The sequence below is a fragment of the Pseudomonas sp. p21 genome, from assembly GCF_001642705.1.
In the GTDB taxonomy this organism is placed as follows: domain Bacteria; phylum Pseudomonadota; class Gammaproteobacteria; order Pseudomonadales; family Pseudomonadaceae; genus Aquipseudomonas.
In genome coordinates this window covers 92,297-109,320 of sequence record NZ_LWBV01000010.1, presented here as the reverse complement: position 1 = coordinate 109,320, position 17,024 = coordinate 92,297, and the positions used below count along the sequence as shown (strand labels likewise).

Annotated in this window: 11 protein-coding genes; 4 read left to right on the top strand and 7 right to left on the bottom strand. The window is 65.1% G+C overall.

Annotated features, from left to right (window positions below; translation table 11 throughout):
- Positions 1-11: 11 nt before the first annotated feature.
- Together A4C63_RS24265 and A4C63_RS24260 are read right to left on the bottom strand one after the other, a co-directional pair.
- A complete protein-coding gene (locus tag A4C63_RS24265) occupies positions 12-1,064 on the bottom strand; it encodes a Gfo/Idh/MocA family protein (protein WP_082888412.1) in 1,053 nt (350 codons plus the stop codon).
- A 140-nt stretch (positions 1,065-1,204) separates the two neighbouring features.
- Positions 1,205-1,981: an IclR family transcriptional regulator gene (locus A4C63_RS24260; protein ID WP_063914978.1), complete on the bottom strand. Its 777-nt coding sequence runs from the start codon at positions 1,979-1,981 to the stop codon at positions 1,205-1,207.
- A gap of 195 nt (positions 1,982-2,176) precedes the next feature.
- Between A4C63_RS24260 and A4C63_RS24255 the strand changes: the two genes are divergently transcribed.
- Entirely contained in the window at positions 2,177-3,889 is a 1,713-nt protein-coding gene (locus A4C63_RS24255; RefSeq protein WP_063914977.1) for an FAD-dependent oxidoreductase, read from the top strand.
- 191 nt (positions 3,890-4,080) lie between these two features.
- On the opposite strand, the gene A4C63_RS24250 is transcribed toward A4C63_RS24255, so the two are convergent.
- From A4C63_RS24250 to A4C63_RS24235, 4 genes are all read right to left on the bottom strand, one after another.
- Entirely contained in the window at positions 4,081-6,966 is a 2,886-nt protein-coding gene (locus A4C63_RS24250) for an HD domain-containing phosphohydrolase (RefSeq protein WP_063914976.1), read from the bottom strand.
- Positions 6,967-7,283: 317 nt separating this feature from the next.
- Entirely contained in the window at positions 7,284-8,777 is a 1,494-nt protein-coding gene (locus tag A4C63_RS24245) for an aldehyde dehydrogenase (protein WP_063914975.1), read from the bottom strand.
- A 161-nt stretch (positions 8,778-8,938) separates the two neighbouring features.
- Positions 8,939-10,321 carry an aspartate aminotransferase family protein gene (locus tag A4C63_RS24240; protein ID WP_063914974.1) on the bottom strand — a complete coding sequence of 461 codons (1,383 nt, stop codon included), beginning with the start codon at positions 10,319-10,321 and terminating at the stop codon, positions 8,939-8,941.
- Positions 10,322-10,362: 41 nt separating this feature from the next.
- Entirely contained in the window at positions 10,363-11,205 is an 843-nt protein-coding gene (locus tag A4C63_RS24235; protein WP_063914973.1) for a helix-turn-helix transcriptional regulator, read from the bottom strand.
- A gap of 282 nt (positions 11,206-11,487) precedes the next feature.
- On the opposite strand from A4C63_RS24235, the gene A4C63_RS24230 reads away from it, so the two are divergent.
- From A4C63_RS24230 to A4C63_RS24220, 3 genes are all read left to right on the top strand, one after another.
- Entirely contained in the window at positions 11,488-12,891 is a 1,404-nt protein-coding gene (locus A4C63_RS24230; protein WP_063914972.1) for an APC family permease, read from the top strand.
- Between the two features lie 292 nt (positions 12,892-13,183).
- Positions 13,184-14,764, top strand: coding sequence for an aldehyde dehydrogenase (NADP(+)) (locus tag A4C63_RS24225; RefSeq protein WP_063914971.1), 1,581 nt, complete (start codon positions 13,184-13,186; stop codon positions 14,762-14,764).
- Between the two features lie 224 nt (positions 14,765-14,988).
- Positions 14,989-16,362 (top strand): 8-oxoguanine deaminase, encoded by a 1,374-nt coding sequence (locus A4C63_RS24220; protein WP_063914970.1) that lies wholly within the window; start codon positions 14,989-14,991, stop codon positions 16,360-16,362.
- A gap of 88 nt (positions 16,363-16,450) precedes the next feature.
- Here A4C63_RS24220 and A4C63_RS24215 read toward each other — a convergent pair whose 3' ends face one another.
- Positions 16,451-16,942 carry a GNAT family N-acetyltransferase gene (locus A4C63_RS24215; RefSeq protein WP_063914969.1) on the bottom strand — a complete coding sequence of 164 codons (492 nt, stop codon included), beginning with the start codon at positions 16,940-16,942 and terminating at the stop codon, positions 16,451-16,453.
- Positions 16,943-17,024 lie beyond the last annotated feature (82 nt).

Genomic DNA, 17,024 nt, shown 5'->3' with positions numbered 1-17,024 from the left:
CACCAAACACGTTAAGCAATGTGCTCGGGCGCACAGGCCCGGCCACTTTCCGCTGCCTTGCGGATCGCCTCGATCAGCGCCAGGGTGCGGCCACCGTCGGCGGCATCGATCAGCGGCGCCTGCTCACCCCGGGCAACCCGCACAAAGTGCTGCAGTTGCAGGGTCAATGCCTCGCCGACGGGGATGCTTTCCTCGCTCTGCAACAACGGAGTGTGCCAGCCCGAGCCGGCCTCGGCATAGTGCCAGCGCTTGAGTTGCGGAATGCTCAGCGCCCCTTGGGTGCCGGCCAGCAGGTAGCACGGCTGGCCATCCTGGCGTGGGTACACCGGGCTTTCGCCGGAATCCAGTTCCCAGCTCCACGGTGCGGCCACCGCGTCGGAGCCGGTCAGGCTGCCCAATGCACCATTGGCGAACTGCAGTAGCACCGCCGCGCTGTCTTCGTTGGCAAAACCGCGCACATCGTTGCGGGTGAACGCCTGCACCTGCACCACTTCGCCGCACAGGTGGCGCAGCAGGTCGAGGTCATGGATCAGGTTGGTCAGCAAGAAGCCAGCGCCCGGCTCGCGGCGCCAGGGGGTTTCGAAATAGCTGTCGGGCTTTTGCAACTGCCAGAGCGCGGTGACGTTGATCAGCCGGCCCAGCTTGCCGTCGGCAATCACCTGGTGGGCCTTGGCGATAAGCGGGTTGTGCCGACGGTGATGGCCAACCAGCACGGGTACCCCCCGGCGTCGCGAGGCCTCCACCAGCGCGCGGACTTCATCCAGATTCACGCCCACCGGTTTTTCGACCAGCACCGGTACGCCAGCCTCGACACAGTCCAGGGCGGTGGCGACATGCAGGTTGTTCGGGTTGGCGACGATCACTGCCTCGGGGCGCACGTGCTCCAGCATCTGGCGGTGGTCGGCAAAACAGGGCACGCCGCATTCGGCCGCGAAGGCCTCGGCCTGCGGGCCCGGGTCGGCCACGGCGCACAACTGGGCCTGCGGCACATTGAGCAGATGCTGGTAATGCTGGCGGCCCATGTTGCCAGCGCCGATCAAGGCAATACGAAGGGGTGCGTTCAACAGCCTGTCCTCTTGTCATTGTTGTCATATGAATTCTGAAACCAGGTTCCACAATCCACACTCGACAATTTAGAACCATGTTCAGCTTTTCAGAAGAACCGGCAGAACAGACTGTGCGGTAATCGACCGGAAATGCACCGTCAGGCGAACAGCTCGCTGGCCCGACTGGCCGCCGACAGCTCTTCTGCCGCCGCCAGCAACAGCGGCGCCAGCTCTGCCAGACGGGTTTGCGCCAGGCGGGCACTGGGCCCGGCGATGCTCAGTACACCGATCACCTCGTCACTTTGCGGGCGGCGCACCACCGCAGCCAAGGCCGAGGTGCCAATGGCCGAGGTTTCCTCGACCCAGGCATAGCCGCGCTCGCGGGCGCGGTGCAGGTAAGTGAGCAGCTCGTCGGTGGAGCGTGGCGCATTCGGGCCGAACTGCGCCGGGTCGGCAATGCCCTGGCGCAACACCATCTGCAGCGCCTGCTCATCGTCCAGGCTGGCCAGCCAGGCATGCCCGGACGCGGTATAGAACAGCGGTGCGTCGCGGCCCATGTCCGGGTCGTAGCGCAAACCGGAGCGAGCGCCCTGGGACTTGGCGATCCAGGTCTGGCGGGTACCGTCGATAACGCCAAGGCGCACCAGTTCGCCGCTGTCCTGGGCCAGGCGGTCGAGTATCGGCTGGATGATGTCGGCACCGCTGCTGGCCAGGTAACGAAAGCCCAGCGCCACCAGCTTGGCCGACAGTTGGTAGCGGTTGTTGTCACGGTTCTGCCGCACATAGCCCAGCCGCACCAGCTCGGTGAGCATGCGATGGGCGGCGCTTTTGGGGATGTCCAGGCGCTCGGCCAGGGTTTGCAACGGCAACCCCTGTGGCTCGCCGGTAAGGCTTTCTACAAGACTGAAGGCGCGTTCGATCTGACTACCAGCCATGACACAGGTCCCTGAAATTTTTTGCGAATTCTAGAAGATGATTCCACACCGCCGATAGACGCCGCAGCCTGAGCTGCGCGAACTGTCCGGTTATCGCCCATTACTTGCCCGGCGTGGTCGCCACACCCTTGCGGGACGATTCGCTGCCAATAAGAATATGGAACCTTGTTCCAATAACAATACAGGAATCCCGCAATGCCTTCCGCTCCCTTCGAAACCGAATGCGATGTATTGGTCATAGGCTCTGGTGCCGCCGGGTTGGCTGCTGCGGTGACGGCTGCCTGGCACGGGCAGAAGGTGATCGTGGTGGAGAAGGAGCCAGTGTTCGGCGGTGCCACCGCCTGGTCCGGCGGTTGGGCCTGGGTGCCGCGCAATCCGCTCGCACGCCGGGCCGGCATCGAGGAAGACATCGACCAGCCGCGCAGCTACCTGCGCAATGAACTGGGGGCCTATTACAACGCCGAACGCGTCGACGCCTTTCTCGAAGCGTGCCCGCACATGGTGGCGTTTTTCGAAAAGCACACGGCGCTGCAGTTTGCCGACGGCAACGGCATTCCCGACATGCATGGCGACACACCGGGCGCTGCCGAGGGCGGGCATCAGGTGATCGCCGCCCCCTATGATGCCCGTGAGGTCGGCGCACTGTTGCCACGCCTGCGCAAGACCCTGCGCGAAACTTCGTTCATGGGTATGCCGATCATGGCCGGTGCCGACCTTGCCGCCTTCCTCAACATGACCCGCTCGCCCAAGGCCCTGCTGCATGTGTGCAAACGCTTTGGCCGCCACTTGTACCACCTGGCCCGGTATGGCCGGGCGATGCACCTGGTCAACGGTGTGGCGCTGGTGGCCCGCCTGGCCAAATCGGCCCAGGACCTGGGCGTGCGCCTGCAGGAATCGGCGCCGGCCAAACGCCTGCTGCTCGACAATGGCCAGGTACGTGGGGCACTGGTAGCAACGCCGCAGGGCGAGCAACTGATCCGTGCCAAGGCCGTGGTGCTCGCGGCGGGTGGCTTCCCCAACGACAACGCCCGGCGCCGGCAACTGTTCCCGCGTGATGCCAGCGGCCATGACAACCTGGCCCTGCCTCCCAAGGGCTGTTCGGGCGACGGCCTGCGCCTGGGCGAATCGGCCGGCGGCGTGGTTGCCACCGACCTGAAGTCACCGGTGGCCTGGGCGCCGGTTTCGCAAGTGCCGCACCGCGACGGCAGTGTTGGCCACTTTCCGCACATCATCGAACGCGGCAAACCGGGCATCATCGGTGTATTGGCCAACGGCAAGCGTTTCGTCAACGAAGCACACGGCTACTACGACTATGTGTCAGCCATGATCGCAGCGGTGCCACAGAATGAAGAGGTGTGCTCGTGGCTGATCTGCGACCATCGTTTCCTGCGTCGCTATGGCCTGGGCCATGCCCGCCCGGCGCCGCTGCCGGTGTGGCCGCATGTACGCAGCGGCTATCTCAAGCAAGGCGCCACCCTGGAACAGCTGGCCTTGGCCTGCGGCATCGACCCGGTAGGGTTGCGCGCCACGGTCAGCGACTTCAACAGCCATGCCCGCAACGGCCAGGACCCGGCGTTTGGCCGTGGCTCCACACCGTTCAACCGCAAGCAGGGCGACCCGCAGCACAAAGGGCCCAACCCTTGTGTGGCGCCCATCGAGCATGGGCCATTCTATGCGGTGAAGGTACAGCCCGGTTGCTTTGGCACCTTTGCCGGGTTGCGCACCGACGGCAGTGCCCGGGTGCTGGATGAGGCCGGGCAGCCGATTGCTGGCCTGTATGCGGCGGGTACCGACATGGCCAGCGTGTTTGGCGGCTGGTACCCGTCGGGTGGCATCAACCTGGGCCCGGCGCTGACCTTTGGCTATGTGGCCGGGCGGCATATTGCCGGGGTGCGGGAGTATGAGTGATTGGTCCTGTATGCCGAAAGGAATGTAGCGCCTGTAGGACCGAGCGCCGCCCGCGCGGCGCTTCGCGGGGCAAGCCCGCTCCCACAGGTACTGTGCAAGTCTTGAAGCTTGTGATGAACCTGTGGGAGCGGGTTTACCCGCGAAGAGGCCGGAAACGGCCTACAAGGAAGGGGCTAAATCTGATTCTTCGTTCAGGCCGGGCAACGCATCTGCTCCAACCAGTAGGCCACATCCACCTCGTCGATCTGCTCGGCTCGCAGGAACCGCTCGGCATACCGGCGATACACCCCGCTGCTGAGAAACAGCTGCAGCAGCTGCCCGTCGATGTGCCCGTCGCGGGCCATGCCCACCAGGATCTTCACCGACTCGGACAAAGTCTTCGGCGCCTTGTAAGGCCGGTCGGCCGCAGTCAGCGCCTCGAAGATGTCGGCAATCGCCATCACCCGTTCGGCAATGCCCAGGTCCTGCTCGCCCAGCCGGCGTGGGTAGCCGCTGCCGTCCATTTTCTCGTGGTGGTTGCCGGCGATGTCCGGAACCCGCTTGAGCTGGCGCGGGAACGGCAAGGAACTGAGCATGATGATGGTCTGCACGATGTGTTCGTTGATCTTGAAGCGTTCCTCATCATTCAGCGTACCGCGGCGGACTGCCAGGTTGTACAGCTCGCCGTAATTGCTGGCATGGGCCGGCAGGCGCATGTCGAAGCCCCAACGGTTGCGCGGGTCGTCCTTGGCCACCGGCGGCTTGCGGGGGCCCCAGGGCACGCAATGCTCAGGCCGGTCCGCCAGCAGTGGTTCGTCAACCGGCAACGCAGGCGCTGGCACGTCGGCAAAGCGCTCCGCCTCCTCACGGGAAATGCCCAGGCGGTTGTCGAAGTGGCGCTGCCAGCGGTGCTGGCCAATCTGCTGCAGGCGCTCGATGTCGGCGTCCTGCATGAACTCACCGCCGATGTTGGCCTGGGCCACGAAGGCGAAGTCGTCCTGCAACCGGGCCTGGCTGCGCGCCAGGGTGGCTTGCAGCGCCTGCGGGTCGGCACCGCTGGCCAGGCCTTGCCAATAGGCCAGCTCGGCATCGCGCCACAGCACTTCGAAGCGCATGCGTACCTCGTGGATACGGTTGTACAAGGTTTCCAGCTTGGTCGCCTTGTCTACCACGTATTCGGGGCTGGTGACCTTGCCACAATCGTGCAGCCAGGCCGCCACGCGGAATTCGTAGCGTTCAGCCGCACTCATGCTGAAGCTGGCGTACGGGCCGGTTTCGGCCGCCACCGCCTGGTCCAGCAGCATCTGCGCCAGTTGTGGCACCCGCTCGCAGTGGCCACCGGTATAGGGGCTCTTGGCATCGATGGCGTCGGCCAGCAGCTTGATCATGGCATCCAGCAGGCGTTGCTGGGCTTCGGCCAGCTGACGCGTCTCGATAGCCACCGCCGCCGCCCCGGACAGTTCCTCGACAAAGCGCCGGAAGGGTTGGCCCACCTGCTCGTGCGCATGTTCATCGTCCAGTTGCAGGACCAGGATGCCCAACAGCGCCTGGCTACGGTCATTCAACACCACGGCCAGGCTGCGCTCATGCAGGCCAAGGGTCTGAATCACCGCCGCGGCCAACTGCTGCCGGGCAGTCTCATCCACGGCTAGCTCGCCCGGGTACTGCTCGCCGCGGCAGGCAGCGGCCAGGCGCAGCAAGGCGTGCTCGGCATCAAACAGGTACACCACGCCGGCATTGACCCCGGCGGCTTCCACCAGATGGGTCAGCACACTGTCGAGCATGCGCTCCAAGTTGCGCTCGCGGCTGAGTGTGAGGGTAATCGCCTGAAAGCTGTGGATGGTGCCGGACATGCGGCTCAATACGCGGCTCAATTCACGCACCTCGGACACCCGCGAGCGCACCCCGACGTCTCGGCTGAAATCAAAGCCGGCCAGGCCTTGCACCTGTTCGGCCAGCAGCCGCAGCGGGCGGCCGATACGCCGGCCGAGCACACCACCGAGCACCAGCAGCACGGCCATCAGCGCTGCGGTCCAGAGCAACTGCTCGAACAGTACATTGCGCGCGCCGCCCAGCAATTCGTGGCCTGGCACGGCAATCAGCACCTGCAGGTCCTGCCCGGCCAGGTTGGTCAGTTGCACACGCATGCCATACCAGGTCTGGCCGTCCACCTGATAAGGCTGCGGCCGGGTGCCTTGCGGCAAGTCCGCATAAAGGTGCTCCAGGCTGGGAATGCCCAGTTCGTCGATGCGCGACAGGCGCACGGCCTGCCCTTCGTGCACGATCACCCGCTGCAGGTCCGGGTAGCCCACCACATTGCCCTGGTCGTCGACCACGACGATCTCGGTGCCGGGGGTCATGCGCAGGTCCTGGGTCTCGCTGGCCAGGTCGTCGACCGAAACGTCCATGCCGATCACCGCCCCGCCGTCAACGCTGCGCTGGGCCATGGTCAGGCCGATTTCACGGGTGGTGAAGAACACATAGGGGTGGGTCAGCACGGTGGTGGGTTGGGCGCTGGCCTCGACAAACCACGGGCGTGTGCGCGGATCGTAGCGATACTCGGGTTTGGCCTGGGCCTGCAGCAGGTTCAGCGCGCGGTCGTAGAAGCGCCACTCACCTTGCACCGCCCCGCCCTCACGGCTGACGCTCTGCACCAGGAATGCCGTGCCCGGCGGCGCGGCGAAACGCTGCAGCAACTGCGGCTCGCGCAAGCGGCGCACCAGCAGGAACTCGCCGTTGGGGTAACCCATGTAGGCAGCGCTGAGCATGCGGTTGGCATCTAGCGTCTCGACCAGTTGCGGCAGCCGTTCCAGGCGCTGCGCGGGGGTTTGCGCGGCCGGGTTGTGGGCGAGCAGACGGATACTGCTGTGCACCGGATCGACCAGGCGCCGGGCGCGCTCGTCGATGGTCTTGCCAATTTGCTGGGCAGAATCACCCGCCGCGGCCACCAGGGTCTGGCGAATGCCGCGATAGCCCTGCCAGGCCAAGGCGGCACCGAGCAGCAGCATGCCCAGCACGATGGCCAGCGCCACCAGCCACTGCAGCGAAATGCCACGTCCGGCGTTGCCAGCAGCACGACCATTCGACACGCAGCCCATCCCAGGTACTCCATGCATGGCGGTTTGACGGGGCAGCCAGGACGATCATGCAGGCCGGAGCCTTTCGCAGGCAGCAAGATGGGACGCAGGGTGGCGCATAGTACTGCCCCATCTTCGCAGCAGTGTAGAGCGGGCCCGAGCTTTCTGCCGGGTTGGCAAAAGAATTTAGCGGAGCACCATGAACGATCCGGGCACCGCGTCGCCTGTTTCGCGGGCTTGCCCGCTCCCACAGGAATCGCGCGGCACCTGAGCCAGTGCAGTACTTGTAGGAGCGGGCGAGCCCGCGAAACAGCCGACGCGATGCAGAATCGGAAGTATCAGGCGCGCAACTGGTACCAGGTGGTCTTGAGGTGCGAATACTTGTCGAACGAATGCAGCGACAGGTCACGGCCAAACCCCGACTGCTTGCCGCCGCCGAACGGCACCGTGACGTCCAGTGCATCGACCGTGTTCACCGACACGGTACCGGCCTTCAACGCCCGCGCCACGCGGTGCACCTGGTTGAAGTCATCGCTCCACACCGATGCCGCCAGCCCATAGATGCTGTCGTTGGCCAGGCGCACGGCCTGCTCTTCACTGTCGAAGGCGCTGACCGCCAGCACCGGCCCGAACACCTCCTCCTGCGCCAGGCTCATTCGTCCATCAACACCGGCGAAAATGGTCGGCTCGATGTAATTGTCCGAACCGTCGATAGTCAGGCGCCGACCACCACACACCAACCGCGCCCCATCCTGCCCGGCACGGGCGATGGCGGCTTCGATCCGGCCAGTCTGCCCGGCGTCGACAATCGCACCGGCCCGGCTCGCCGGGTCCAGCGGGTTGCCGGGCTGCCACTGGCGGGCCTTGGCCTGCAGACGCTCGATGAACTCGTCATGAATGGAGCGCTGCACGTACAGCCGCGAGTTGGCCGAGCACACCTCGCCCTGGTTGAAGAAGATGCCGAATGCCGCCTTTTCCGCAGCCAGGTCCAGGTCCTGGCAGTTTTCGAACACCAGGTTGGGGCTCTTGCCACCGCACTCCAGCCATACCTGCTTGAGGTTGGACTGTGCCGAGTACTGCATGAAGTACTTGCCCACCTGGGTGGAGCCGGTAAATACCAGGCAATCCACGTCCGGGTGCAAGCCCAGCGCCTGCCCGGCCTGCTCACCCAGGCCCGGGACCACGTTCAGTACGCCTTCCGGCACACCGGCCTGCAGCGCCAGCTGGGCCAGGCGCAGGGCCGAGAACGGTGATTGCTCGGCGGGTTTGAGCACCACGCTGTTGCCAGCAGCCAGCGCCGGGGCGAGCTTCCAGGCAGCCATGTCGAGCGGGAAGTTCCACGGCACTACGGCGGCGACCACGCCCAGGGCTTCGCGGGTGATGGTGGCCAGTGCGTTGGGCGCGGTGGGCGCCACCTGGTCGTACAACTTGTCCAGTGCCTCGCCATACCAGGCGAACACCTGCGCCGAGCCTGGCACGTCGATGTTGTAGGCATCCATGACCGGCTTGCCCATGTTCAGCGAGTCCAGCAGGGCCAGTTCTTCGCGATGGGCCATGATCAGCTCGGCCAGGCGCAGCAGCACTTTCTTGCGCTCGCCCGGGGCCATGCGCGGCCACGGGCCATGCTCGAAGGCCTTGCGGGCGCTGGCGACGGCCAGGTCGACCTCGGCCTGGCCGCAGGCGGTGACCTGGGCCAATACGCCGTTGGTGGCGGGGTTGATGGCGGCGAAGGTGGCGCCGTCCTGGGCGTTGACGGGTTTGCCGTCGATCAGTGCATTGGCCGGGAGGTAGAGGTCCGAGGCACGTTGTTGCCAGAATTCGAGGGTGTACATTTGTACTCCTGGTGGCTGTTGGAGCAATTTTCATAGGGGCTATGCGGTTCCTGTGGGAGCGCGTGCCCGCGAATCAGGCGACACGGTGGATGGCACCGGCTTCGCCGTTGTTCGCGGGCGTGCCCGCTCCCACAGGGAAATGCGTTACCCTTGTCGGCGGTTCAGAGTTTGCCGACCAGGCGCGCCGTGCGGTCCACGGCAATGCGGGTCTTCTCCACCAGCTCATCCAGCTCGCTGTGGTTGGCGATCAGCGCCGGCGCCATGATCATCCGGCCCAGGGTGGAGCGAATGATCACCCCTTCCTCGAAACCGAAGGTGCGGCACTGCCAGGCCAGGTCGTTCTCGTTGGCGAAGCGCTTGCGCGTCGGCTTGTGCTCGGCAAACTGCAGCGCCGCCACCAGCCCGGCGCCCTGCACCTGGCCGATCAACGGGTGGTCGGCGAACACCTCGCGCAGGATGCGCTGCAGGTACGGCCCGGTGTCGTCCTTCACCTGGCGCACGATACCTTCGTCACGCAGCGCCTTCAGGTTGGCGATGGCCACCGCCGCCGCCACCGGGTGGCCGGAATAGGTCAGGCCGTGGGCGAACACCCCGCCCCGCTCCACCAGCGCCTCGGCAATGCGCTTGCTCAGCACCAGCCCGCCCATGGGCACGTAGCCGCTGGTCAGGCCCTTGGCGATCGACAGGGTGTCGGGCTCGAAGCCGAAGTATTCGTGGGCGAACCATTCGCCAGTGCGGCCAAAGCCGCCGATCACTTCATCGGCACACAGCAGCACGTCGTACTGGCGGCAGATGCGCTGGATCTCGGGCCAGTAGCTTTCCGGCGGGAAGATCATGCCACCCGCGCCCTGGAACGGCTCGGCGATAAAGCCGGCGACGTTCTCGGCACCCAGTTCGAGGATCTTTTCCTCCAGTTGCTGGGCGCAGCGGCGGCCGAACTCGGCCGGGGTCAACTCACCGCCTTCGGCGTACCAGTAAGGTTCGTCGATGTGCGCCACATCCGGGATCAGCCCGCCCATTTCGTGCATGAACTTCATGCCACCCAACGCCGTGGCCGCCAGGGTCGAGCCGTGGTAACCGTTCCAGCGGCCGATCATGACCTTCTTGCTCGGCTGGCCGACCACCTGCCAGTAGCGGCGCACGGTACGGATCAGCACCTCGTTGGCCTCGGAGCCAGAGTTGGTGTAGATCGCGTGGCTGTAGTGCCCCGGCAGCAGGCTGAACAGCAGCTCGGACAGTTCGATCACCGCCGGGTGGGTGGTGTGGAAGAACATGTTGTAGTAGGCCAGCTGGTCCATCTGCGCAGCAGCGGCAGCGGTCAGGTCGCGGCGGCCGTAGCCGAGCTGGGTGCACCACAGGCCGGACATGCCGTCCAGGTAGCGCTTGCCCTCGCTGTCCCACAGGTGCAGGCGTTCGCCACCGACGATCACCCGCGGCCCTTCGGCGTTCAGCGCCTTCTGGTCGAGGAAGGCATGGATGTGGTGCGCGGCATCGGAGGCCTGATAGTCGCGGGTCTGGCGTTGCGGGGCGAAAGGCGCATTCATTGTTGGTTTTCCTTTGCGGTGGGTTGCAGGGCTGCTGGCATTCAGCGCAGCTTGCCCATGTAGCTTTCCAGCGGGTCCTTGCCCAGCACGCCTTGGGCATTGGCCAGCGCGTCGATGAACAGGGAGAACAGCTCGGACTGGGTGCCGATGTCGAGCTTGGCGTAGACGTTCTTGCGGTGAGACTTGATGGTGTCCTCCGACACCCCCAGGCGCTCGGCCAGCGACTTGGTCGAGTGGCCACGCAGGATCAGCTGGGCGATACGGCATTCACGCTCGGTCAGCAACGAGCTGCCGAAGTTGTTCAGGGCCGCGTGGATGCGCTGCTCGAGGATGTTCTCGAAGCGCCCGGCGCGGCTGTCCAGCCCGGCAAAGTGCTTGCTGAGCACCGCCAGCATCCAGGGTGTGATACGCCCGAACAGCGCGCGGGTTTGACCATCGAGCTTGTCAGTGAACGCCAGCGATACCGCCAGGCTCTGCCCGGGTGCGACCTGCAGGATGTAGTTGAGCTCATCCTCCAGGTGCGAGTGCCGGTAGAACGACTGGTAGTACTCGCTGACCTCGAAATGGTCGGGTGCCACCTCGAACAGGCCGTAGCAACCGGACTCGACCTGCTCCACACAGGCACCGTAGAACGGGTCGAGCAGGTAGAAGCCGGACAGGTAGCGGCTGACGTTGCCCTCGGGCTGCCAGGGCGCCTTGTCGTCCTGCTCGAACAGCGCGCACGGCATGCCGTCGTGCGGGTACAGGTACACAGTGGTCGCCTGGATCGGCCGGATCACGCCAAGTGCAGCAAACAGGGTGGCGGCAAAGCCCGGCCGGCCGATCGCCTCGGTGACCTTGGCCAGGTGCTCGAACCACTGTTGCGAAAGCAATTGATTAGTCACTGTGGGCCTGCCGTATCAAGTAAAGGCACCGCTGCCAGTGCGGTGCGTTGTTGGCCAGATACTCCCATGGCACTGCAAACACCGAAATCACCCTTTGGGGTGAGCAGGTACAGCCGCCTCCCGGCTCACCCCAAAGGGTGATTCCGGGTACCTGCGGGGTGTGGGAGCATCAACCCGCCCCAGCGCTGCGAGCCACCCGCTCGACCTCCTTGCACAACCCCCCACCGGTATCGAGCCCGCTCGCATACCGCGGCGTCCTGCATCCCTTTCCAGGAGTTAGCAATGCATACAACAACAAGTACAGCCCATAGCCCTGCACATAGCCCTTCGAATAGCACCGAGCATGCCCCGTCGCCCCCCACCGCCAGCAACGGCCGTTTCCGCAAGTCCATGGGGATGACCGCCCTGGTGCTGTTCGGCCTGGCCTACATGGTCCCCCTTGCAGTATTCACCACCTACGGGCTGGTCACCCAGATGACCAAAGGGCACCTGCCCACCGCCTACCTGCTGACCCTCGGTGCCATGCTGCTGACCGCCTACAGCTACGGGCGCATGGTCCAGGCCCACCCCTACTCCGGCTCGGTCTACACCTACACACGCAAGGCCTTCGGCAGCCACATCGGCTTCATCGCCGGCTGGACCCTGCTGCTTGACTACATCTTCCTGCCGCTGCTCAGCTACCTGCTGATCGGCATCTACATGTCGGAATACTTCCCGGCCATCCACGCCTGGGTGTGGGTGGTGGGCTCCATTGCCCTGGTCACCTTCCTCAACCTGATCGGCATCGAGTCGATCACCCGGGTCAACTGGATCCTGGTGGTGGTGCAACTGGTGTTCATCATCGTGTTCGTCGCCCTGTCCATCCACAACCTCAGCGGCCAGGCGCAGCCGGTGTCGCTGCTGGCGCCCTTCCACCACGAAGGCTTCAGCGTGCCGTTGATCATGACCGGCGCCGCCGTACTGTGCCTGTCGTTCCTGGGCTTCGATGCGGTCTCGACCATGGCCGAGGAAACCAGCAACCCGACCTACCGCATTCCTGTGGCGATCCTTGCCGTGTCGCTGATCGGCGGCATGTTGTTCCTGGTGGTGTCGTACTGCGCACAGATGGTGTTCCCTGACTGGGGCAGCTTCGCCGACCCGGACTCGGCGTCGGTGGACGTGATGCGCCGGGTCGGCGGCGAGTTGCTGGTGACCGCCTTCACCGCCACCTATGTGGCCGGCTGCTTCGCCTCGGCCATGGTGTCCCAGGCCAGCGTGTCGCGGGTGCTGTTCGCCATGGGCCGCGACGGTGCGTTGCCCCGTGCGTTCGGCCAGCTGGTGACGAAAAAGCGCGTACCGGCCACGGCCATCCTGCTGGTCAGCCTGCTGTCGCTGATTGCCCTGGTGATCACCCTCGACACGGTGGCCAACATGATCAGCTTTGGCGCACTGTTCGCCTTCTCGGCGGTGAACCTGGCCGTGGTCAAACACTACCTGATCGACCACAAGCTGCGTGGTGGTCGCAACTACCTGCTGTATGGCGCCATTCCCGGCCTGGGCTTCCTCAGCACGCTGTGGCTGTGGAGCAGCCTGACCAGCCTGTCGTTCACCATCGGTTTGTGCTGGATGGGCATGGGCCTTGTGGTGCTGCTGGGGCTGACCCGGGCGTTCCGGGTGAAGCTGCCGGAGTTGCAGATGGCCGAGTGACACAAACAGCATTCCCCCCACAACGGCCTTGCTCAGATCTGGAAGCCTGCGCAGCCCTTGTGGGAGCGGGCGTGCCCGCGAACACCGGCAAAGCCGGTGCCATACACCGTGTCGGGCGCTTCGCGGGCGCGCCCGCTCCCACAGGGAATGGCACACGCTTGAACATCGTTCCTCAATAGCAGGCCACGCGATAACAGAACGTTATCACCTGATCCGCATTAATCATTATTCAGCACGCATTTCGCCCCCTACAGTCCCAGCCCAACGACTGTCATTGCCAACGGGAAACGAAATGTCCATCGAACATCGCCTGAACCACATCGCCGGCCAGCTCAGCGGCAACGGTGACGTGCTGCTGAACAGCGTCGACGCCCACACCGGCGAGCCATTGCCATACGCCTTCCATCAGGCGACCGGCGACGAAGTCGAAGCCGCCGTGCAGGCCGCCGAGGCCGCTTACCCGGCCTACCGCAGCACCAGCCCGGCACAGCGCGCCGCCTTCCTCGACGCAATCGCCAACGAACTCGACGCACTGGGCGATGACTTCGTCCAGCATGTGATGCGCGAAACCGCGCTGCCCGAAGCACGCATCCGCGGTGAGCGCGCCCGTACCAGCAACCAGCTGCGCCTGTTCGCCGATGTGGTGCGCCGTGGCGACTTCCTCGGCGCACGCATCGACCGTGCCCTGCCCGAGCGCACCCCGCTACCGCGCCCGGACCTGCGCCAGTACCGCATCGGCGTCGGCCCGGTGGCCGTATTCGGCGCCAGCAACTTCCCGCTGGCGTTCTCCACCGCCGGCGGTGACACCGCCTCGGCGCTGGCCGCCGGCTGCCCGGTGGTGTTCAAGGCCCACAGCGGGCACATGCTGACCGCAGCCCATGTAGCCGCGGCGATTGACCGCGCGGTGGCCGACAGCGGCATGCCAACAGGCGTGTTCAACATGATCTATGGCGCCGGCGTGGGCGAGGCACTGGTCAAGCACCCGGCCATCCAGGCGGTCGGCTTCACCGGTTCGCTGCGTGGTGGCCGCGCCCTGTGCGACATGGCTGCTGCGCGCCCGCAGCCGATCCCGGTGTTCGCCGAAATGAGCAGCATCAACCCGGTAATCGTCCTGCCCCAGGCCCTGCAAGCCCGTGGCGAGCAAGTAGCCGGCGAGCTGGCCGCCTCGGTAGTGCTGGGTTGCGGGCAGTTCTGTACCAACCCGGGCCTGGTGGTGGGCATCAAGTCGCCGCAGTTCGAACGGTTCGTGCACACGCTGGTGGCGCGCATGGCCGACCAGGGGCCGCAGACCATGCTCAACGCTGGCACCCTGCGCAGCTACCAGAACGGTGTACAGCACCTGCTGGCGCACCCGGGCATCCAGCACCTGGCCGGGCAGCCACAAACCGGCAACCAGGCCCAGCCGCAGCTGTTCAAGGCGGACGTAAGCCTGCTGCTGAACAGCGACCCGCTGCTGCAGGAAGAAGTGTTCGGCCCAACCACCGTGCTGGTGGAGGTGGTCGATGCCCAGCAACTGGTCGAAGCGCTGCGCCACCTGCAAGGCCAGTTGACCGCCACCCTGATTGCCGAGCCGGACGACCTGCGCGCCTTTGCCACGCTGGTGCCGCTGCTGGAGCGCAAGGCCGGGCGCCTGCTGCTGAACGGCTACCCGACCGGCGTCGAGGTATCCGATGCGATGGTGCATGGCGGGCCATACCCGGCCACCTCCGATGCCCGTGGCACTTCGGTCGGCACCTTGGCCATCGACCGCTTCCTGCGCCCGGTGTGCTTCCAGAACTACCCGGATGCGCTGCTGCCGGATGCGTTGAAAAGTGCCAACCCGCTGGGGATTGCGCGGTTGGTGGATGGTGTCGCCAGCCGCGGGGCGGCGTGATCTGCTGTTGAGGTAACCTGCACCGGCCTCTTCGCGGGCACGCCCGCTCCCACAGGTACTACACAGAATTCATGAGCTGTGCAGTACCTGTGGGAGCGGGTTTACCCGCGAAGAGGCCAGTACAGGATCACCAGCCCTGTATACAATCTACAAAAACCTTGCTTACAATGCCCTGCGCCTATGACATCGGTAATCGCCGATGCGTATTGCGACAGGCTTAAGCCATGTCATCTACAAATGCTCCAAAAACGCTACTGGTCAAAAACGCCGAACTGCTGGTCACCATGGACGGCGAACGCCGCGAGATCAAGAACGGCGGAATGTTCATCGAAGGCAACCTGATCCGTCAGGTCGGCCCCAGCGATACCCTGCCACAGCACGCCGACGTGGTGCTGGACATGGCCGGCAAAGTGGTCATCCCTGGCCTGGTCAACACCCACCACCACATGTACCAGAGCCTCACCCGCGTGGTGCCGGCGGCCCAGGATGGCGAGCTGTTCAACTGGCTGACCAACCTGTACCCGATCTGGGCGCGCCTGACCCCCGAGATGATCGCGGTGTCGACCCAGACCGCCATGGCCGAACTGATCCTGTCCGGCTGCACCACCTCCAGCGACCACCTGTACATCTACCCCAACGGCTGCAAGCTCGACGACAGCATCCATGCCGCCGACGAGATCGGCATGCGCTTCCACGCCGCACGCGGCAGCATGAGCGTGGGCCGCAGCCAGGGTGGTCTGCCGCCTGATTCGGTGGTGGAAAAGGAAGCCGACATCCTCAAGGAATCCCAGCGCCTGATCGAGGACTACCACGATGCCAGCCACGGCTCGATGCGCCGCATCGTGGTGGCGCCCTGCTCGCCGTTCTCGGTCAGCCGCGACCTGATGCGCGAAGCAGCCGTGCTGGCGCGCCAGTACGGGGTGTCGTTGCACACCCACCTGGCCGAGAACGTCAACGACATCGCCTACAGCCGCGAAAAATTCGGCATGACCCCTGCCGAATATGCCGAAGACCTCGGCTGGGTCGGCCACGACGTGTGGCACGCCCACTGCGTGCAGCTCGACCAGCATGGCATCGAGCTGTTCGCCCGCACCGGCACCGGTGTCGCCCACTGCCCCTGCTCGAACATGCGCCTGGCCTCGGGCATCGCCCCGGTGCGCAAGATGCGCGACCACGGAGTCCCGGTGGGCCTGGGGGTCGACGGTTCGGCATCCAACGACGGCGCCAGCATGATCGGTGAAGTGCGCCAGGCCCTGTTGCTGCAACGGGTGGGCTTCGGCCCCGACGCGATGACCGCACGCGAGGCGCTGGAAATTGCAACGCTCGGCGGCGCGAAGGTGCTCAACCGCAATGACATCGGCGCCCTGGCCCCAGGCATGGTGGCCGACTTCGTTGCCTTCGACCTCGGCCACGTGGCCTATGCCGGTGGTCACCACGACCCGCTGGCAGCATTGGTGTTCTGCACCCCGACCCAGGTACACACCAGCGTCATCAATGGCCGTGTGGTAGTGAAGGACGGCCAGCTGGCCACAGTCGACCTGCCACGGGTGCTGGAGCGTCACAACCAGCTGGCCCGCCAGTTGGTCAGCGGCGAATAAGCAGCCATTCGGGCCGCCTTGCGGCCCATCGCCGGCAAGCCGGCTCGCACAGAATTCAATTCGCTACGCGACAGGCAATCTTGCGAAATCAGAGGACCATGACCATTTCATGCCAGGCCATACCGCCGTGCTCCGACGGCGACGGTTTCACGTACTGATACCCCAGCTTCTGGTACAACGCCACATGCTGTTCCTTGCACATCAGGTGAATGGTCAGCTTGCCCGCCGCCTTCATGCGGGCGATGAATTCATCCATCAAGCGCTTGGCGTAGCCTTTGCCCTGGTGCGCCGGGTCCACCACCACCGACATGATCACCACGTTTGGCGCCGCCGGGTCATGCCCGACCAGCTCCTTGAATGCCTCGTCGGACATCACCACTTCGTGGGCACAGCCACTGTTGATGAAACCGACGATCTCACCCGCGTTTTCCAACACCAGGAAGCCTTGCGGATACTGCGCGATGCGGGTGCGAATCTTCTCCAGCGTGGCCGCCTCATCGCCTTCATAGGCACCGATTTCAATGGCGTAGCAGCGTTCGGCGTCGGCGGTTGTGGGGGTGCGGAACTGAGGGGCGCTCATGGCGGGTTTCCTTGGCAATGGCTAAAAACAGCCGCCATGGTAAATGAGCGCCGCCACCACAGGTACAGCATGCACCCAAAAC